Origin of the sequence: Nonomuraea sp. NPDC050227 (assembly GCF_044459705.1) — a bacterium.
Taxonomy (GTDB): Bacteria; Actinomycetota; Actinomycetes; order Streptosporangiales; family Streptosporangiaceae; genus Nonomuraea.
The window spans coordinates 127,552-144,546 of the sequence record NZ_JBITJF010000011.1 but is presented as its reverse complement, the minus strand read 5'-3'; the positions used below and the strand labels follow the sequence as shown (position 1 = coordinate 144,546).

The following is a 16,995-nucleotide window of genomic DNA, read 5'->3' as shown; positions in this document are numbered from 1 at the left end:
TCCGCGTAATTGTTAGGAAACTTTCTTTAAAGAAAGGTCCTTGACGTGCGCCGATTAGTCACCCCCCTGATCGCCGTCCTCGTGATCATCGGCATGTGCACCCTTCCCGCACAGGCCGCGAGCCGCCTCATCGCCACGTTCTCCCTCTCCGGGAACACCGGCACCTTCCTGGTGAGCAACCCGGGCACGACCGCCGTCAGCGGCTGGTCGATCGTCTTCGAGCTGCCGTCCGGGGTCACCGCGAGCAACCCCCAGAACGCCACCATCCGCCAGAACGGCACCAAGGTGACGCTCACCCCCGCTTTCTACATCAACACCGTGCAGGCGGGGAAGAACACCGAACCCTACAGCCCCAAGGTGACGCTGAGCTCGGCCGTCCAGCCGACGAGCTGCCTGATCAACGGCGCCAACTGCGACGGCACCGGCGGTGACCCGCCCGCCAAGCCGCCGGTCAGCGCCACGTACGACGTCAACGGCACCTCGGCCAAGTTCATCGTCGCCAACAACAGCACCACCGCGCTGAACGGCTGGTCGATCGTGTTCGAGCTGCCCGCGGGCGTCACCGCGAGCAACGCCCAGAACGGCTCACTCACCCAGAGCGGGCGGACCGTCACCCTGACCCCCGTCCACTACAACACCACCGTGAACGCCGGCGCGACCACCGAGCCCTACAGCCCGAGCTTCACCGTGAGCACGGCCAACGCCGAGCCGACGAGCTGCCGGATCAACGACGTCAACTGCGACGGCACCCCCGACGCGCCGCCCGGCGCCCCCGGGAACCTGCGCTCGCCGGTCAAGACCACCAAGACGGTCTCCCTCGCCTGGGACGCCGCCACCCAGGGCAGCCTGCCCATCGTCGGGTACGAGATCTACAACGGCTCCGCCCTGGCCGCCTCGGTCACCGAGACCTCCGGCACGGTCTCCGGCCTGACGCCGAACACCGAGTACACGTTCACCGTCAAGGCCAAGGACCGCAAGGGCACCCTGTCGGCCGCCTCCGCGCCGCTGAAGGTGACCACCCGCAACCCGGCCGACGACTCGCAGGCGCCGTCGGTGCCGTCGGGACTGCGCAGCACGGCCAAGACCTCCAGCAGCGTCACGCTGGCCTGGACGGCCTCCACCGACAACACCGGCGTGGCCAACTACGACGTCTTCGCCGGCTCGACCCTGGCCACGACCGTCACGGGCACGACGGCGGTCGTCTCCGGCCTGTCCCCCTCGACCGAGTACTCCTTCACGGTCAAGGCCCGCGACCTGTACGACAACCTCTCGGCCGCCTCCACCCCCGTGAAGGTGACGACGTCGGACATCGTCGAGACCGGGTACGCCCGCGTCGGCTACTTCGTCCAGTGGGGCATCTACGGCCGGCAGTACTTCGTCCGCAACCTGGACACCACCGGGGCCGCGGCGAAGCTGACCCACATCAACTACGCCTTCGCCAACATCGACCCCAAGAACCTGACCTGCCTGCAGGGCGTCACCAAGGGCACCACGTCCGACCCGCAGGACCCGAACCAGGGCGACGGCGCCGGTGACGCCGAGGCCGACTACGGCAGGCCGTTCAGCTCCGCCCAGTCGGTCGACGGGGTCGCCGACACCGGCTGGGAGAAGCTGCAGGGCAACTTCAACCAGCTCAAGAAGCTCAAGGCGAAGTACCCGAACCTCAAGGTGCTGATCTCGCTCGGCGGCTGGACGTACTCCAAGTACTTCTCCGACGTGGCGGCGACCGACGCCTCCCGCAAGAAGTTCGTCTCCTCCTGCATCGACACCTACATCAAGGGCAACCTGCCCGACTACAACGGCAAGGGCGGTCCGGGCACGGCCGCGGGCATCTTCGACGGCATCGACCTCGACTGGGAGTGGCCGGGCGCCGAGGGGCACGCGGGCAACCACATCGGCCAGAACGACAAGGCCAACAACACGCTGCTGATCGCCGAGTTCCGCCGCCAGCTCGACGCGCTGACGACGACGACCGGCAAGCGGTACCAGCTCACGGCGTTCACCCCGGCCGACCCGGCCAAGATCGCCGCCGGCTGGGACCTGCCCGAGGTCGCCAAGTCGCTGGACATCTTCAACATCCAGGGCTACGACTTCCACGGCGCGGGCAGCGACAACTCCTGGGAGCCGAACCGCACCGGCCACCAGGGCAACCTGTACCTCGACGCGGACAGCCCGTACAACCCGGACTTCAGCGTCGAGAAGGCCGTGGACGTCTACCTCCAGGCCGGCGTCAACCCGCGCAAGCTGACCATCGGCCTGGCCTACTACGGCCGCGGCTGGCAGCAGGTGACCGACGGCGGCAAGGCGGGCGAGTGGCAGGACGCGCACGGCGCCGCTCCCGGCCAGTTCCAGGAGGAGGCGGGCACGCGCGGCTACAGCAACCTGCTCGCCATGGTGCCCGGCTGCACGATCCGCCACGACGAGGTCGCCGTCGCCACCTACTGCTACACCGGCAACAACGGGCAGTGGTGGACGTTCGACGACGCCTGGTCGATCGGCAAGAAGACGGCCTGGCTGAAGAGCAAGGGCCTGCTGGGCGCGATGATCTGGGAGATGTCCGGCGATCCGGGCGTCCTCACCACCGCGCTGGACGCCGGCCTGAAGTAACCCAGGTTCGGTGACAGCTGAGGGCGGGCCGCCGCGGGCGGCCCGCCCTCAGGCATGTCCGCGTGTCGAAGCCTCATCGGATGGGCACCGCTGCGTTACTCTGCCCTCAACTCACGGTCATCCTTGCTGGTCATGGTCGGGGGTGTCGGTCTCTCCCCCACCGAGGAGATCCATGTTGCGGCGACTCGCCCTGTTCCTGCCCCTCGCCCTCCTCCCCCTGGCCTCCCCGCCCACCGCCGCCGCCGCTGTGACCACAGTGGTCAACAACGTCGCCCATCGGGGTGCCTCGGCGTACGCGCCGGAGAACACCGTCGCAGCCTTCCAGCTCGCCGCCCGCCAGGGGGCCGACCTGTTCGAGCTGGACGTCCAGGAGACCAAGGACCACGAGCTGGTCCTGATGCACGACACCACCCTCGCCCGCACCACCGACGCCGAGCGCGCCCTGCCCGGCCTTGCGCCCTGGCGGGTGCGCGACCTCACGCTCGCGCAGATCCGCAGGCTGGACGCGGGCTCGTGGTTCGACCGGGAGTACACCGGCGAGCGGGTGCCGACTTTGCAGGAGGCGCTGCGCGCGACGGCCGGGTCCCGCGCCGGCATGCTGCTGGAGGTCAAGGAGCCGAAGCTCTACCCCGGCATCGAGGCCCGCATCGTCCGCGCGCTGCGCGCCGAGCCCTCCTGGCTCGCGCCGGGGCGGCTGGTGGTTCAGTCGTTCGACTGGGACTCGATGCGCGCCTTCCACCGGCTGCTGCCCGACGTGCCGATCGGGCTGCTCGGCACGCCGAGCGCCGCCGCGCTGCCCGGCCTGGCCAGGTTCGCCGACCATGTCAACCCGCCGTACGCCGCGCTCACCCCTTCATACGTGAAGCTGGCCCACGAGCACGGCATGAAGGTCTTCGCCTGGACGGTCGACAGCCCCGACATCATGCAACGCCTGCTGACGTACCAGGTGGACGGCATCATCACCGACAAACCCGACATCCTGCGCGACCTGCTGACCGGAACCTGACCCCGAACACCTGCCTGATGGGAACCCGACCCCCGGAAAGCCGATGAGGGGGCCCGTTCCCGGGCCCCCTCATCTCAGTTCAGCGTGGATCAGCTGCAGCCGCTGGTCGAGCCGCAGCCCTCGCAGACGTAGCAGCTTCCGGCCGGCCGCATCTTGGTGCCGCAGGTCATGCAGAGCGGCGCGTCGGCGGTGAAGCGCTGGTGGCTCTCCAGCGTCAGCTCCCGGACCGGCTCCTCCTTCGGCTCCTCCTTGGGCTTCTCGATGGGCGCCGACTGGGCCAGCGCCTCCCGGTCGACCGCCTCCGGCAGCGCCGCCGGGTCCTCGCCGCGCTGCTGCGCGGCGCGCTCGGCCGCCGAGAAGATGCCGAGCGCCGCCCGCTCGTCGTAGGGCAGGTGGTCGAGGGCCAGGCGGCGGAAGATGTAGTCCATCACCGACGTGGCCATCCGGATGTCCGGGTCGTCCGTCATGCCCGCCGGCTCGAACCGCATGTTCACGAACTTGCTCATGTACGTCTCCAGCGGCACCCCGTACTGGAGGCCGATGGAGATCGCCACCGAGAAGGCGTCCATGACGCCCGCCAGCGTCGAGCCCTGCTTGGACATCTTGAGGAAGACCTCGCCGAGCCCGTCGTCAGGGTAGGACGAAGCGGTCATGTAGCCCTTGGCGCCGCCCACGGTGAAGCGGGTGGTCATGCTGGGACGCTGGTTGGGCATGCGCCGCCGGGTCGGCCGGTTGACCTCGATGACCTTGACCTCGGGCTCGGCCTCGACGGCCTTCGGCTCGTCCTTCTTGGCGCCGTTGCCGGCCGACAGCGGCTGGCCGACCTTGCAGTTGTCGCGGTAGACGGCCAGCGCCTTCAGGCCGAGCTTCCAGCCCTCCAGGTAGACCTGCTCGATGTCGTCGATCGTGGCCGACTCCGGCAGGTTGACCGTCTTGGAGATCGCGCCGGACAGGAACGGCTGGGTCGCCGCCATCATCCGCACGTGGCCCATCGGCGCGATGGCCCGCTCGCCCATCGCGCAGTCGAACACCTCGTAGTGCTCCTTGCGCAGGCCGGGGGCGTCGACGACGTGGCTGTGCTCGCCGATGTACTCGACGATGGCCTCGATCTGCTCCTGCTGGTAGCCGAGCTGCTTGAGCGCCCGCGGGATCGTCTGGTTGACGATCTGCATCGAGCCGCCGCCGACCAGCTTCTTGAACTTGACCAGCGCGAGGTCGGGCTCGATGCCGGTGGTGTCGCAGTCCATCATCAGGCCGATGGTGCCGGTGGGGGCGAGCAGGCTGGCCTGGGCGTTGCGGTAGCCGTTCTTCTCGCCGACCTTCAGGCACTCCGACCACTGGCGCGACGCCTCGGCGTGGATCTTCGCGTCCATGGTGCCGACCGTGCGCAGGTTGTCGTTGGCGGCGGCGTGCTTGCGCATGACCCGCTTGTGCGGCTCGGCGTTGCGGGCGTAACCGTCGTACGCGCCCACCACCCCGGCCAGCTCGGCGCTGCGCCGGTAGGACACACCGGTCATCAGCGACGTGATCGCCCCGGCCACCGCGCGGCCGCCGTCGGAGTCGTAGGCGTGGCCCGTGGCCATGAGCAGCGCGCCCAGGTTGGCGTAGCCGATGCCGAGCTGGCGGTAGGCCCGCGTGGTCTCGCCGATCTTCTCGGTCGGGAAGTCGGCGAAGGTGATCGAGATGTCCATCGCGGTGATGATCAGCTCGGTCAGCTTGACGAAGTCGGCGACGTTGAAGGTGTTGTCGTCCTTCAGGAACTTCAGCAGGTTGATGCTGGCCAGGTTGCACGAGGAGTTGTCCAGGTGCACGTACTCCGAGCACGGGTTGCTGGCGGTGATCCGGCCGGTCTCCGGCGTGGTGTGCCAGTCGTTGATCGTGTCGTCGTACTGCACGCCCGGGTCGGCGCACTCCCAGGCGGCCTTGGCCATCTTGCGGAACAGGTCCTTGGCGTCGACCTTCTCGATGACCTCGCCGGTCAGGCGGGCACGCAGGCCGAACTGGTCGCCCTTCTCCACCGCGCGCATGAACTCGTCGGAGACGCGCACCGAGTTGTTGGCGTTCTGGTACTGGACGGAGACGATGTCCTTGCCGCCCAGGTCCATGTCGAAACCGGCGTCACGCAGCGCGCGGACCTTGTCCTCCTCGCGCGCCTTGGTCTCGATGAACTCCTCGATGTCGGGGTGGTCGACGTCGAGCACGACCATCTTGGCCGCCCGGCGCGTCGCGCCGCCCGACTTGATCGTGCCCGCGGAGGCGTCCGCGCCGCGCATGAAGCTGACCGGCCCGCTGGCCGTGCCGCCGCTGGAGAGCAGTTCCTTGGACGAACGGATGCGGGACAGGTTGACGCCCGACCCCGAACCGCCCTTGAAGATCACGCCCTCTTCCTTGTACCACTCCAGGATCGACTCCATCTGGTCGTCCACGGAGAGGATGAAACAGGCGCTGACCTGCTGCGGCGAGGCGGTGCCCACGTTGAACCAGACCGGCGAGTTGAACGCGAAGACCTGGTGGACCAGCGCGTGCTTGAGCTCGTGGTCGAAGATCTCGGCGTCCTCGTCGCTGGCGAAGTAGCCGTGCTCGACGCCCGTGCGGGTGTAGACGCCGACCACCCGGTCGACGAGCTGCTTCAGGCTCCACTCGCGCTGCGGCGTGCCGACGGCGCCGCGGAAGTACTTGGTCGTCACGATGTTGGCCGCGTTCACCGACCAGAACTCGGGGAACTCGACACCCCGCTGCTCGAAGTTGATCGAGCCGTCGCGCCAGTTCGTCATCACGACGTCACGGCGCTCCCACTGGACCTCGTCATACGGGTGCACGCCGGGCTTCGTGAAGATCCGCTTCATCCTCAGCCCCTTACGCGGCCGCTTACCCCCGCGCGCCACTGAACCGCTGGCCGTGTCCGTCATGACTCCCCCTTCTCCGCCTTCAACTGTGAGATCTCGGCCTCGAAGTCCGCCAGGCTCTCGAAACCGCGATAAACCGATGCGAATCGCAGGTAGGCCACCTCGTCCAGCTCCCGGAGCGGGCCGAGGATCGCCAGGCCCACCTCGTTCGACGGCAGCTCGGCCGCGCCCTTGGCCCGGATGGCCTCCTCTACCCGCTGCCCGAGCTGGGCCAGCGAGTCCTCGCTGACCGGCCTGCCCTGACAGGCCCGCCGCACGCCCGCGACGACCTTGTCCCGCGAGAACGGCTCCGTCACCCCGCTACGCTTGCTCACCATCAGCAGGACGGTCTCCTGCGTGGTGAACCTGCGCCCGCACTCGGGACAGGTGCGCCGGCGCCTGATGGCCGCGCCGTCGTCCGTGGACCGGCTGTCGATGACCCTGGTGTCAGGGTGGCGACAGAACGGACAGTGCACGGCTTCGCCTCCTCGACCCGCCTGGCCCACCACACGCGTAAAACCCTCGCCGCGGTACGCTCGCGCACGCCCCACGGCTTGCCATGGTGCGGTCACGGAAACACAAGGTGTGGTGAACCGACATCGGTGTAACTACTAGATGTTGTGGTCCAACCGTAGAAGCGCGCGACCATGAACGCAAGTTGAGCAACACCGTGGAGCTGAAGTCGCTGATCAGCCCCCGCGTCACACGGGCCCCGGGCGTGTCGCCCCGGCCGGCCCCTCGCGCGCCTCGCCCGACCGGCCCCCTCGCACCCGACGGCGACCAGCCCAAACAGGCCCCACAAAGGTACCGGAGCCCACAGCCTCCCCCCACCTCCCACCACCCCCGAAGCCCCCTCCCCTACCCCCACAAAACACCCCGGAACCCCCACCCCGGCCCTTCGCCTGCCTCCCCGGCCTTTCGCTTGCGCCCCTGCCCCTCCCCCCTCCCCACGACCTGGCCGACTCACCGCGCCCCCTTGCTCGCCCGCTTCCCTGCCCCCTGCGCCCCGCCCCTGAGCCAGGCACGCGGCCACCGCGCGATCTTCGGCTGGCTTCACAAGCTCCGAATGATCACGCGGTGGCCGTCTCCATGCGACTCCACCACCTCAAGATCACCAAGCGTCACTGGAGTCGTGGATGGTCATCCCACGGGGTGGCGGACGGAGCGCGTCACGGGCACTTGGCGCGCATCGTGGGGCTCCAGCCGTTGTGGACGACGTACTTGCTTCCCGCGTAGTAGCTGACCTGGCCCTGCAGGCGGTAGGTGAAGGTGTCCCCCCGCTTGCAGCCCTTGTACAACGTCCTCTTGCCGGCCCCGTACCAGGAGGCGCTGGAGATGTTCTGCCAGCCCCACCAGCGCTTGCGCTGAAGCATGATCTTGACGCGCTGGTTGCTGGAGCAGCCGATCGCCCAGCCGGTCGCGGCCACGTGCCCCTTGCGCATCTCCGGACGGTACACACGCACCTCACGGCAGGACATCGTCGCCGAGCCGGCCGCCGCGGCGGCCGTGGTGACGGCGGTGAGGGAGGTCTGGGCGCCGGTCTGGACGGAGGCCTGCGCGGGGGCACCCGCGGTCAGAGCCGCGGCGGCGACCGCCACACCGACGACCATCGTGTTGAACGTTCGCATCGAGTTCTCCTTGGTGCTCGTCGTACTGGACACCGCGAAGGTAGCCAGGCCGATGTTGAGAACCTGTGGAGTGCCTGTTGAGCGACCGATCGGACGACCTGCGCGATCACGGACGTCGTGCGCTGGTCAGGCTGGTGGCGTCGCCATCAGGCACGGCCGGGCGGCCAGCCACACCGACGCCCACAGCCGAAGCGCCGGGCGCCCCGGCGCCCACAGCCGCATGCCCGGCCGCCCGCGTCCCGAGCCAGAACCCGCCCAGGGACAGCAGCACCATCACCACCACCAGCAGCACGATCCGCCCCCGGCGGGTCAGCCGCACCGGAGGAGCCGCAGCCTTGACGCCAGCCCCCGCGGGAATCACCCCGACACCCCGCCCACGGCCCCGCCGCCGCTGCAAGACCGTAGGGGTCGTACGACCATTCCGTGCAAGCCCCGCACCGTCACCGGCCGGAGCACCTTCCGCCCCCACAACACGTCCCAACATGTCCCGCCCCCCGCGAGCCTCACCGTCACCAGAACCCCCGTTCCTCCGCGCCCCCCGGCGCCGCGAGCCCCCCGGCCCGCTCACCACCTGCCCCCGATCCCGGCCCTTGGCCTCCCCAGAGCGCCGCCCCCGTACCGAGAACCGCTCCGCCGCCCGTCCCGACCGCCGCCCCTGCCTGTCCGGCCGCTCGGCCGACTGCTCCGAGCGCCGCCCTGGCTCGCCCGGCCGCTCCACCAACCGTCCCGAGCGCCGCCCCTGCTTGCTGGACCGCTCGGCGGCCTCCTCCCGGCGTCGCCCCTGCTCGCCCAGCCGCTCGCTCCTCTTCCGGCGCCGCCCCTCAGCCTCGGGCTGCTCGGTCGAGTCGCCCGAGCGGCGCCTTCGCGTCTCGGGTCGGGCCGTGGGCTCACCAGAGCGCCGCCTACGAAGCTCGGGCCGGCCCGTGGCCTCCCCTGGACGCCGCCGTTCCCAGGGGCGGTCCGCCCGGGCCTCCGCCCGGCGCTCCCGCTCCCCTTCCGGCACGATCGCCGAGTCCCGGCCCGCCGGTCGCGCCGCACGGCCCCCCTGACCTCGCCTCCCCGACGCCTCCGCCAGACCTCGGCTTCCTGACATGTCGGCCTCGCCGCGCCTGCCCGGCCCCTCCGCCTGACCTCGGCCTCGCCGCCCCTGCGTCTCGCCTTCCGGACGTCGTCCGCTCGCTTCGGGCGGACGTCGGCGCCAGGGGCCGGGCTCGGGCGGGCGGGCGCGGGATTCTGTCGCGTCCGTGCGCGGAGTGCCCTGTTTGCCTTCGGGACGACGGCCAGTCAGTGTGTCGTCGGCGAGAGGCTGTCCAGCGCCCTCCTGAGGCAGCGTCCGGTCGGCGTCCGTGTCCGTGTCCGCGTCGGGACGCGGGGAGGGGACCAGCCACAGCCGGGGGCGGCCCGAGCCTTGGACGGCTCCCCCTGAGCCGCCGGCGCGGCGCCGCCGGGTGTTCGAATCGGGAGCCGGTCGTTTTCCCGGATTCTCGTGGCGGCCGGAGCCGGTATGCGGGTCGTCTCCCCGTCGGCCCGCGCCCCGGGTGGCGTCGGCGATGAGGGTGAGCCGGTTGGCGTCTTCGCTGGTCGGGTCGGTGCTCGGGGTCGTTCGCACGATTGACCTCCCGCCGTCTGGCCCGAGGAAACGGCCAAAATAAGATCAGCAAATCGAACACGGTGTCGATCGAACTCCCGTACGATGTTGTACACCACGCTGGCGACAATTTCGAGGAAGACTCGAACAATTGTTTGAAGATGATCTTCAACAGCGATACGGTCGCTGTGTGCGACATCAAGACCACGGACCGGGAGGTTCGCCGGTGAGGCGGGCCGCCGCCAGGCGAGGAGGAAGAGCATGAGCGAGCGGGAAGACGCTAACGGGGTCACAGACCTCGCGGTGCGCCGGCGCGACTCCCTGGGCCTGACGCCCAGGCAGCGCAAGATCCTCGAAGTGATCCGCGATTCGGTGCAGCAGCGCGGCTACCCGCCCTCGATGCGCGAGATCGGCGAGGCCGTGCAGCTGACGAGCACGTCCAGCGTGTCGCACCAGTTGACCGCCCTGCAGCGCAAGGGATACCTGCGGCGCGACCCGCACCGGCCACGCGCCCTGGAGGTGCGCCTGCCCGGCGAGCCCGTGCTGTGGGTCGACCCCGACGCCACCGACGACGAGGCTCCGGTGAGCCGGCCGACCGCCGCCTACGTCCCGCTCGTGGGCCGCATCGCCGCCGGTGGCCCGATCCTGGCCGAGGAGAGCGTGGAGGACGTCTTCGCCCTTCCCAAGCAGCTCGTCGGCGAGGGCACGCTCTTCCTGCTCCAGGTGGCCGGTGACTCGATGATCGAGGCCGCCATCGCCGACGGCGACTGGGTGGTCGTCCGCCAGCAGCCGGTCGCCGAGAGCGGTGACATCGTGGCCGCCATGATTGAGGGTGAGGCCACGGTCAAGACGTTCAAGCGCAAGGACGGGCACGTGTGGCTGGTGCCGCACAACTCGAACTACGAGCCCATCCCCGGTGACGAGGCCAGCGTGCTGGGCAAGGTGGTGGCCGTCCTCCGCCGCCTCTAGTCCGTCCGCCGGCCGGCCGCCCTCCTTGAGGCTGCGGCCGCCGTTCGGTTTCTCCGCGATCCGGCTTCCCTCGCACGGGGGCTGTGATCGTCGGCGCCATGTGGCGCTTCCTCGCAAGTCGCACGCACCGAACGCCGCCCTCCAACGTCGAGGCCCTTCCACCCCGGCCTCGCGTGGAGGGCGGCGTCGCATCGCCCGCTCGCCTTTCTCCCGGGACGTTCCTTCGGGCCCCGGAACACAACGCGCCCACCCCCGCGCAGCCGCCCACGCCCAAGACGGCAGGCACCGGCATCAGGCCCCCCATACCGCCACACCGCAGACTCCTAGACTGTGCCCGTGACCGACACGAATGCCCCAAAAGAGACCCCCGCCTCCAAAGAGATGAAGGACCTCAAAGAGACGCATGACGGTCTCAAATGGGCAATCACCGCCCCCGGTGTCATCCCCGCCTGGATCGCCGACATGGACCTGTCCACCGCCCCCGAGGTGATCGAGGCCCTGACCCGCCGCGCCGCCGGTGACCTCGGCTACCCGACCTGGCTGGACAAGCCGCAGGCCGGCCCCCTGGCCGAGGCGTTCGCCGAGCGCATGGCCGTCCGCCACGGCTGGACGGCCGACCCCTTGCACGTCCACACGTTCAGCGACATCAACCAGGCCCTCCAGGTGCTGCTGCACCTCTGGACCAAGCCGGGGGACGGCGTCGCGCTGCACACCCCCGCCTACCACCCGTTCCTGACGACCCTCGACGTCATGGATCGTCCGCTCGTCCCCATCCAGCTCGAACCGGACGGCGACGCGTGGCGGTTCGAGGTGCCCGACCTGTCCGGCTGCCGGGTGCTGCTGCTGGTCAACCCGCAGAACCCGACGGGCCGCGTGTTCACCCGCGCCGAGCTGGAAGGGCTGGCCGAGCACGCCGAACGCCACGACCTGCTGGTGCTGGCCGACGAGATCCACGCCGACCTCACCTACGCGCCCCACCGGCACATCCCCTTCGCGACGATCCTCCCCGAGCGCACGGTCACCCTCACCTCGGCCACGAAGGCGTTCAACCTGGGCGGCATCCGCTGCTCGGTCGCCCACATCGGGCACGCCGGGATCCGCGCGGCCCTGGCGGCGCAGCCGCCGTTCCTCTTCGGCTCGACGCACCTGTTCGGGGTGGAGGCCACGGTCGCGGCCTGGCGGCACGGCGACGCCTGGCTGGACCGGACGCGGGCGCTGCTCGACCGCAACCGCCGGCTCATCGCCGAGCGGCTGCCGGACCGGTTCGGGTACCGGATGCCCCAGGCCACCTACCTGGCATGGCTGCACACCGGGCAGCCGGGCATGGCCGAGCTCATCGAGCGGGAGGCCCAGGTGCGGCTCAACGACGGCGCGTCGTTCGGGCCCGGCGGCGCGGACTACGTACGGCTGAACTTCGCGACGACCGAACCGGTGCTCTCGGAGATCCTCACCAGGCTGAACTGAGGAGGGGCCCGGCGCTCTTCGAGACGACGAGGCCGAACCGCCGTTCCCCCGAGATCCCGCCAGGCTGAGGGGCGGCCCCGACGGGCCGCCCCTCAGGACGGTCAGCTCAGCGGCGGCAGGTCCGGCGGGGTGGCCGCCGGACGCTCCTCCAGCGCGGCGAGCGCCAGCTCGACCGCCTTCGCCAGCTGCGGGTCGCGGCCCGCCACCCGGTCCTGCGGCGTGATCACGACCTCGACGTCGGGATCGACGCCGTAATTCTCCACGCCCCAGCCCGGCCCCTCCAGCCAGAACGCGTACCGCGGCTGGGTCACCACGGTCCCGTCCACCAGGGAGTAGCGCGAGTCGATGCCGATGACGCCGCCCCAGGTCCTGGTGCCAACCAGCGGGCCGAGGCCGCGGTTCTTGATCCCGGCGCTGACGATGTCGCCGTCGGACCCGGCGAACTCGTCGGCGACGGCCACGATGGGCCCGCGGGGCGAGTCCTCGGGATAGCGCATCGGCTCGTAGCCGCGGGCCCGCGCCCAGCCGGTGACCTTGCGCGACAACTTCTCCAGCACCAGCTCCGACAGGTGCCCGCCGCCGTTCTCGCGCACGTCCACGACCAGCCCCTCGAAGGCCATCTCGGTACGCAGGTCGCGGTGGAACTGCGCCCACCCCGAGGCCACCATGTCCGGGACGTGCAGGTAACCGAGCCGCCCACCGGACGACTCGCGGACGAAGGCCCGCCGGCTCTCCACCCAGTCGTGGTAGCGCAGCTGGCTGTCGTCGGCGAGCGGGGTGACGACGACCCGGCGCGTCGAGCCGCCGGCCGCGGGCCGCACGGTCAGCTCCACGGGCTGGTCGGCGGTGCCGGACAGCAGCGCGAGCGGGCCGCGTACCGGATCGACCGGACGCCCGCCCACCGCCACGATCGCGTCGCCGGGACGGATCGCGACGCCGGGCGCGAGCAGCGGCGAGCGGGCCGCGTGGTCGGAGGTCTCGCCCGGCAGGATGCGCTCGACCCGCCAGGTCCCGTCCTCGTCCTTGGCCAGGTCGGCGCCGAGCAGGCCCTGGCGGCGGCGCGGGTCGCTGACGCCGTCGTGGCCCCTGGCGTAGGCGTGCGAGGTGCCCAGCTCGCCCTGTACCTCCCACAGCAGGTCGATCAGCTCGGAGTGGCAGCCGAGGCGGCCGACCAGCGGCTCGTACCGGTCGAGCGTGGCCTGCCAGTCGTGGCCGCCCATGTCCTCGCGCCAGAAGTGGTCGCGCATGAGCCGGCCGGCCTCGCGGTAGCCCTGGAGCCATTCGGCGACCGGGTCGATCTGGACGGTGATGCGGTCGAGGTCGATGGTGACGACCTCGTCGCCCTCGCCGGCCGCCCGCGTCTGCAGGCCGTTCTTGCCGTTGGTGACGAGCCTGGTGCCGTCGCCGCTGACCTCGAAGGCCCGCACCTCCTTGCCGAGCTCGGCCTTGGCGCGCTTCTTGAGGTCGTAGCGTTCGAGCACCGTCTCGTTCACCGGCTCGGTGCCGTCGCCGAGCTGGCCCGTCAGGGGGTGGCGAAGCCAGAGCAGCGCGTCCTTGGCGGTCCTGAGGTTGCCGTAGCGGCCCGCCGGCACGGGTACGGGCACCACGCGGGAGGCCAGCGCCTCCGGGTCCACCTCGGTACGCGGCGGCGCGTCGTCCTTCTTGTCGTCCTTGCCGGGCTTGTCGTCCTCCCCGTTGAACCCCCGTCCCTGCAACGACGGGTCGAACGGCGACGGCGTGGCGGCCTGCAGCGGCACGATGTACGGCCGGCAGCCCGCCGGGAACGACAGGTCGAACACGTGCGCGTCGTACACCGGGTCGAACGTGCGCACCGACAGGAAGGCCAGGTGCTTGCCGTCCTTGGTGAACACCGGGTCGTAGTCGGAGAAGCGCAGCGGCGTCACGTCGATCACCGATGTGCCGTCCACGCGGCCCATCTTGATCTGCGACAGCGGCTCGTGGTCCGGATGCACCCAGGCCAGCCAGCCGGAGTCCGGCGAGAAGGTGACCCCGCTGATGTCGCCCTGGGTGGTGCGGTCGAGCTCGCGCAGGTCGCCCGACTCCAGGTCCACGACGAGCAGCCGCCCGTCGTGCGTGGCCACGGCCGCGTGCTTGCCGTCGGGGGCGGCGGTCAGTTCGAGCACCCTGCCGAGCTGCCCGCCGGCCAGGCTCCTGATCTCGCCGCCGGGGGCGCCGATCTCCAGGCCGTCCTCGCCGCCGGCGTCGGAGACCCACACGGCCCGGCCGTCGGCGCCGAGGGCGCGCGGCAGGCGTACCCGCACGCCGGGTTCCACCCGGAGCGCGCCCGCGGGCCCGTCGCGGTGGGTGACCCAGTGCGCGGTGCCGCGGATCTCGACCGCGCTGGCCCGCCCGGTCGTGTCCGGGGAGAAGGCGCCGACGCGCGTGGGCGCGGGGCGGCGCGCCCGTCCCGGCCGCGGGCCGCCGAGCTTCACCTCCAGCTTGTACGGCTCGGCGTCCAGGCTCTCCAGCAGCCACAGGTCCCCCGCGTGGCTGTAGATCACCCGCTCGCCGTCGCTCGTGGCGTGACGGGCGTAGAACTCGTCGTGGCTGGTGTGCCGGCGCACGTCGGACCCGTCGGGAAGGGCCGAGTAGAGGTTCCCCACGCCGTCCGCGTCGGACAGGTAGACGATCCGGTCGCCGACCCAGTTCACCGCCCAGTGCTGGGCGGGGCTGTCGGCGAACAGCCGGACGAACTCCCCGTCGCCGTCGGCGTCGACCCAGATCTTGGCCGCCGTGCCGCCGCGGTAGCGCTTCCACTGGGACGGCTCGCGCCAGACCGGCGACACCGTGGCCACCTTCGCGCCGTTGACGGCCGCCTCGCCGACCCAGCCGTACGGCAGCCGCTCGGCCGGCCCGCCGTCGAGCGGGACGGCGTACGCCCACAGCCGGGTACGCGACGCCTCCCCGGTGGAGCTGACCGCGAGCACGGCTCCGTCCGCGGTCCAGCCGCGGACGCCGGTCATGGCGTTGCCCCAGTGCGTCAGCCGGGTGCCTTCGGCGCCGTCGAGCTCGGCCGCGAACACCTCGGGGGCGCCCTCCTTGCCGCTGGTCCACGCGATGCGCGAGCCGTCGGGCGAGAAGCGCGGGGTGGAGACCGGCACGCGGTCGGCGGTGAAGCGCCAGGCCCGGCCGCCGGCGACGGGGGCGAGCCAGACATCGTCGTCGGCGACGAAGGTGACCAGGTCACCAGACAGATGTGGATATCTCAGGTATGCGCCATATGTCACAGCTAGACACTAATGCGAGACACCAAACCAGCTAAAGATTTTCTCTCAGAGCAGCGGTCCACCGTCCGCGAACAGCCAAGACCGTCCGATGTCCCGGATGTGCGGGGAACGGCAGGGAAGGAGCCAATCGCCACAAATCACACGCTGTGAGGAATCATGCGATTTTTCGTGCGCCCACACCAGATCCCGGGCCGCCTGGCCGCCGCCGCCATCATCCTCAACTCCGGGATCGGCAAGACCAAGGCCGACGAGCAGACGGCGGCCGGCCTGCACGGCATGGCCGCGGGCACGTACCCGTTCCTGCGCGGCCAGGACCCGGTGGCCTTCACCCGGCTGCTGTCGAAGGGCGAGCTCGCCCTCGGGGCCGCGCTCGTCCTGCCGTTCGTGCCGTCGTTGCTGGCCGGCGCGGGGCTGACCGCGTTCGCGGCGGGCCTGCTCGGGCTCTACCTCAGGACGCCGGGCATGCGCGAGGAGGGCAGCCTGCGCCCGACCCAGCAGGGCATCGGCCTGTCCAAGGACCTCTGGCTGCTGGCCATCGGCCTCGGGCTGGTGATCGAGGAGCTGCGCAGTGACGATTGATCTCCGGACGCCGGACCCTAAGCCGGACAAACCTGGGTAGCCCGACCACATGGTACAAATCGGCTACACCTTGATGTCCGAGCAGACCCCGGCCCGCGAACTGGTGGACTACGCCGCCACCGCCGAGCGCGTCGGCTTCGACTACGCGGTCATCTCCGACCACTACTTCCCGTGGATCGAGGAGATGGGCCACTCGCCGTACTGCTGGTCGGTGCTGGGCGCGGCGGCGCAGGTGACCGAGCGCCTGCCGCTCATGACGTACGTGACCTGCCCCATCATGCGCTACCACCCGGCCGTGGTGGCGCAGAAGGCGGCCACGATGGGGGTGCTGAGCGAGGGCAGGTTCACCCTGGGCCTGGGCGCCGGCGAGAACCTCAACGAGCACGTCGTCGGCGAGGGCTGGCCGCCGGTGGACACCAGGCACCGGATGTTCGCCGAGGCCGTGCAGATCATCAAGGAGCTGTTCAGCGGCGAGTACGTCACCTACCAGGGCGAGTTCTTCGACGTCGACTCCGCCAAGCTCTACGACCTGCCGGACGAGCAGGTGCCGATCGGCATCGCCGCCTCCGGCGGCCGGTCGGCCGAGCTCGCCGCGGAGCTGGGCGACGTGCTGGTCATCAACGACCCGATGCCCGAGGTGGTGCAGCAGTTCCACGCCGCGGGCGGCCAGGGCAAACCGGTCTACGGCCAGCTCCCCATCGCCTACGACACCGACCCCGAGGCCGCCAAGGAGCGGGCCCACCGGCTGTGGCGCTGGTCGGGCGTCGGCGGCTGGAAGGTCATGGCCGAGCTGCCCGGCCCGGTGAACTTCGCCGCCGCGGCCGGCTCGGTGCGCCCCGAGGACGTCGCCGAGAGCGTGCCCTGCGGCGACGACCTGGACGCGGTCGTGCAGGGCGTCAGGAAGTTCGCCGACGCCGGGTACACGCACGTGGCGCTCGTGCAGATCGGGCACGACCAGCAGGAGCCGTTCTTCGACTGGGCGGAGAAGGAGCTCCTGCCGGCCCTGCGCCGGATCTAGCCG

General features: G+C 70.8%; 11 protein-coding genes. 6 read left to right on the top strand and 5 right to left on the bottom strand.

Annotated elements, in window-relative coordinates:
• The first annotated feature begins 45 nt into the window (after positions 1 to 45).
• The gene (locus ACIBK9_RS36350; protein WP_397163223.1) at positions 46 to 2,607 is read left to right on the top strand and encodes a glycosyl hydrolase family 18 protein; all 2,562 of its coding nucleotides are present in this window, start codon (positions 46 to 48) and stop codon (positions 2,605 to 2,607) included.
• Positions 2,608 to 2,779: 172 nt separating this feature from the next.
• A complete protein-coding gene (locus ACIBK9_RS36345; protein WP_397163221.1) occupies positions 2,780 to 3,613 on the top strand; it encodes a glycerophosphodiester phosphodiesterase in 834 nt (277 codons plus the stop codon).
• An 89-nt stretch (positions 3,614 to 3,702) separates the two neighbouring features.
• Here ACIBK9_RS36345 and ACIBK9_RS36340 read toward each other — a convergent pair whose 3' ends face one another.
• From ACIBK9_RS36340 to ACIBK9_RS36325, 4 genes are all read right to left on the bottom strand, one after another.
• Positions 3,703 to 6,522, bottom strand: coding sequence for a vitamin B12-dependent ribonucleotide reductase (locus ACIBK9_RS36340; RefSeq protein ID WP_358284177.1), 2,820 nt, complete (start codon positions 6,520 to 6,522; stop codon positions 3,703 to 3,705).
• Positions 6,519 to 6,974, bottom strand: a complete 456-nt coding sequence (gene nrdR / locus ACIBK9_RS36335) for a transcriptional regulator NrdR (RefSeq protein ID WP_103955744.1) — start codon at positions 6,972 to 6,974, stop codon at positions 6,519 to 6,521. Before nrdR ends, ACIBK9_RS36340 begins: the two co-directional genes overlap by 4 nt.
• 693 nt (positions 6,975 to 7,667) lie before the next feature.
• Positions 7,668 to 8,126 carry a hypothetical protein gene (locus ACIBK9_RS36330; RefSeq protein WP_397163219.1) on the bottom strand — a complete coding sequence of 153 codons (459 nt, stop codon included), beginning with the start codon at positions 8,124 to 8,126 and terminating at the stop codon, positions 7,668 to 7,670.
• A gap of 106 nt (positions 8,127 to 8,232) precedes the next feature.
• The gene (locus ACIBK9_RS36325; protein ID WP_397163217.1) at positions 8,233 to 8,418 is read right to left on the bottom strand and encodes a hypothetical protein; all 186 of its coding nucleotides are present in this window, start codon (positions 8,416 to 8,418) and stop codon (positions 8,233 to 8,235) included.
• Between the two features lie 1,557 nt (positions 8,419 to 9,975).
• Here ACIBK9_RS36325 and lexA point away from each other — a divergent pair.
• Both lexA and ACIBK9_RS36315 read left to right on the top strand, forming a co-directional pair.
• The gene (lexA, locus tag ACIBK9_RS36320; RefSeq protein ID WP_352357808.1) at positions 9,976 to 10,683 is read left to right on the top strand and encodes a transcriptional repressor LexA; all 708 of its coding nucleotides are present in this window, start codon (positions 9,976 to 9,978) and stop codon (positions 10,681 to 10,683) included.
• 381 nt (positions 10,684 to 11,064) lie between these two features.
• Entirely contained in the window at positions 11,065 to 12,147 is a 1,083-nt protein-coding gene (locus tag ACIBK9_RS36315) for a MalY/PatB family protein (RefSeq protein ID WP_397163215.1), read from the top strand.
• A gap of 101 nt (positions 12,148 to 12,248) precedes the next feature.
• On the opposite strand, the gene ACIBK9_RS36310 is transcribed toward ACIBK9_RS36315, so the two are convergent.
• Positions 12,249 to 15,395: a PDZ domain-containing protein gene (locus ACIBK9_RS36310; RefSeq protein WP_397163213.1), complete on the bottom strand. Its 3,147-nt coding sequence runs from the start codon at positions 15,393 to 15,395 to the stop codon at positions 12,249 to 12,251.
• Between the two features lie 156 nt (positions 15,396 to 15,551).
• On the opposite strand from ACIBK9_RS36310, the gene ACIBK9_RS36305 reads away from it, so the two are divergent.
• Both ACIBK9_RS36305 and ACIBK9_RS36300 read left to right on the top strand, forming a co-directional pair.
• The gene (locus ACIBK9_RS36305) at positions 15,552 to 15,974 is read left to right on the top strand and encodes a hypothetical protein (protein ID WP_387663548.1); all 423 of its coding nucleotides are present in this window, start codon (positions 15,552 to 15,554) and stop codon (positions 15,972 to 15,974) included.
• Between the two features lie 49 nt (positions 15,975 to 16,023).
• Complete coding sequence (locus tag ACIBK9_RS36300; RefSeq protein WP_397163211.1) at positions 16,024 to 16,992, top strand: TIGR03557 family F420-dependent LLM class oxidoreductase; 969 nt, start codon at positions 16,024 to 16,026, stop codon at positions 16,990 to 16,992.
• Positions 16,993 to 16,995 lie beyond the last annotated feature (3 nt).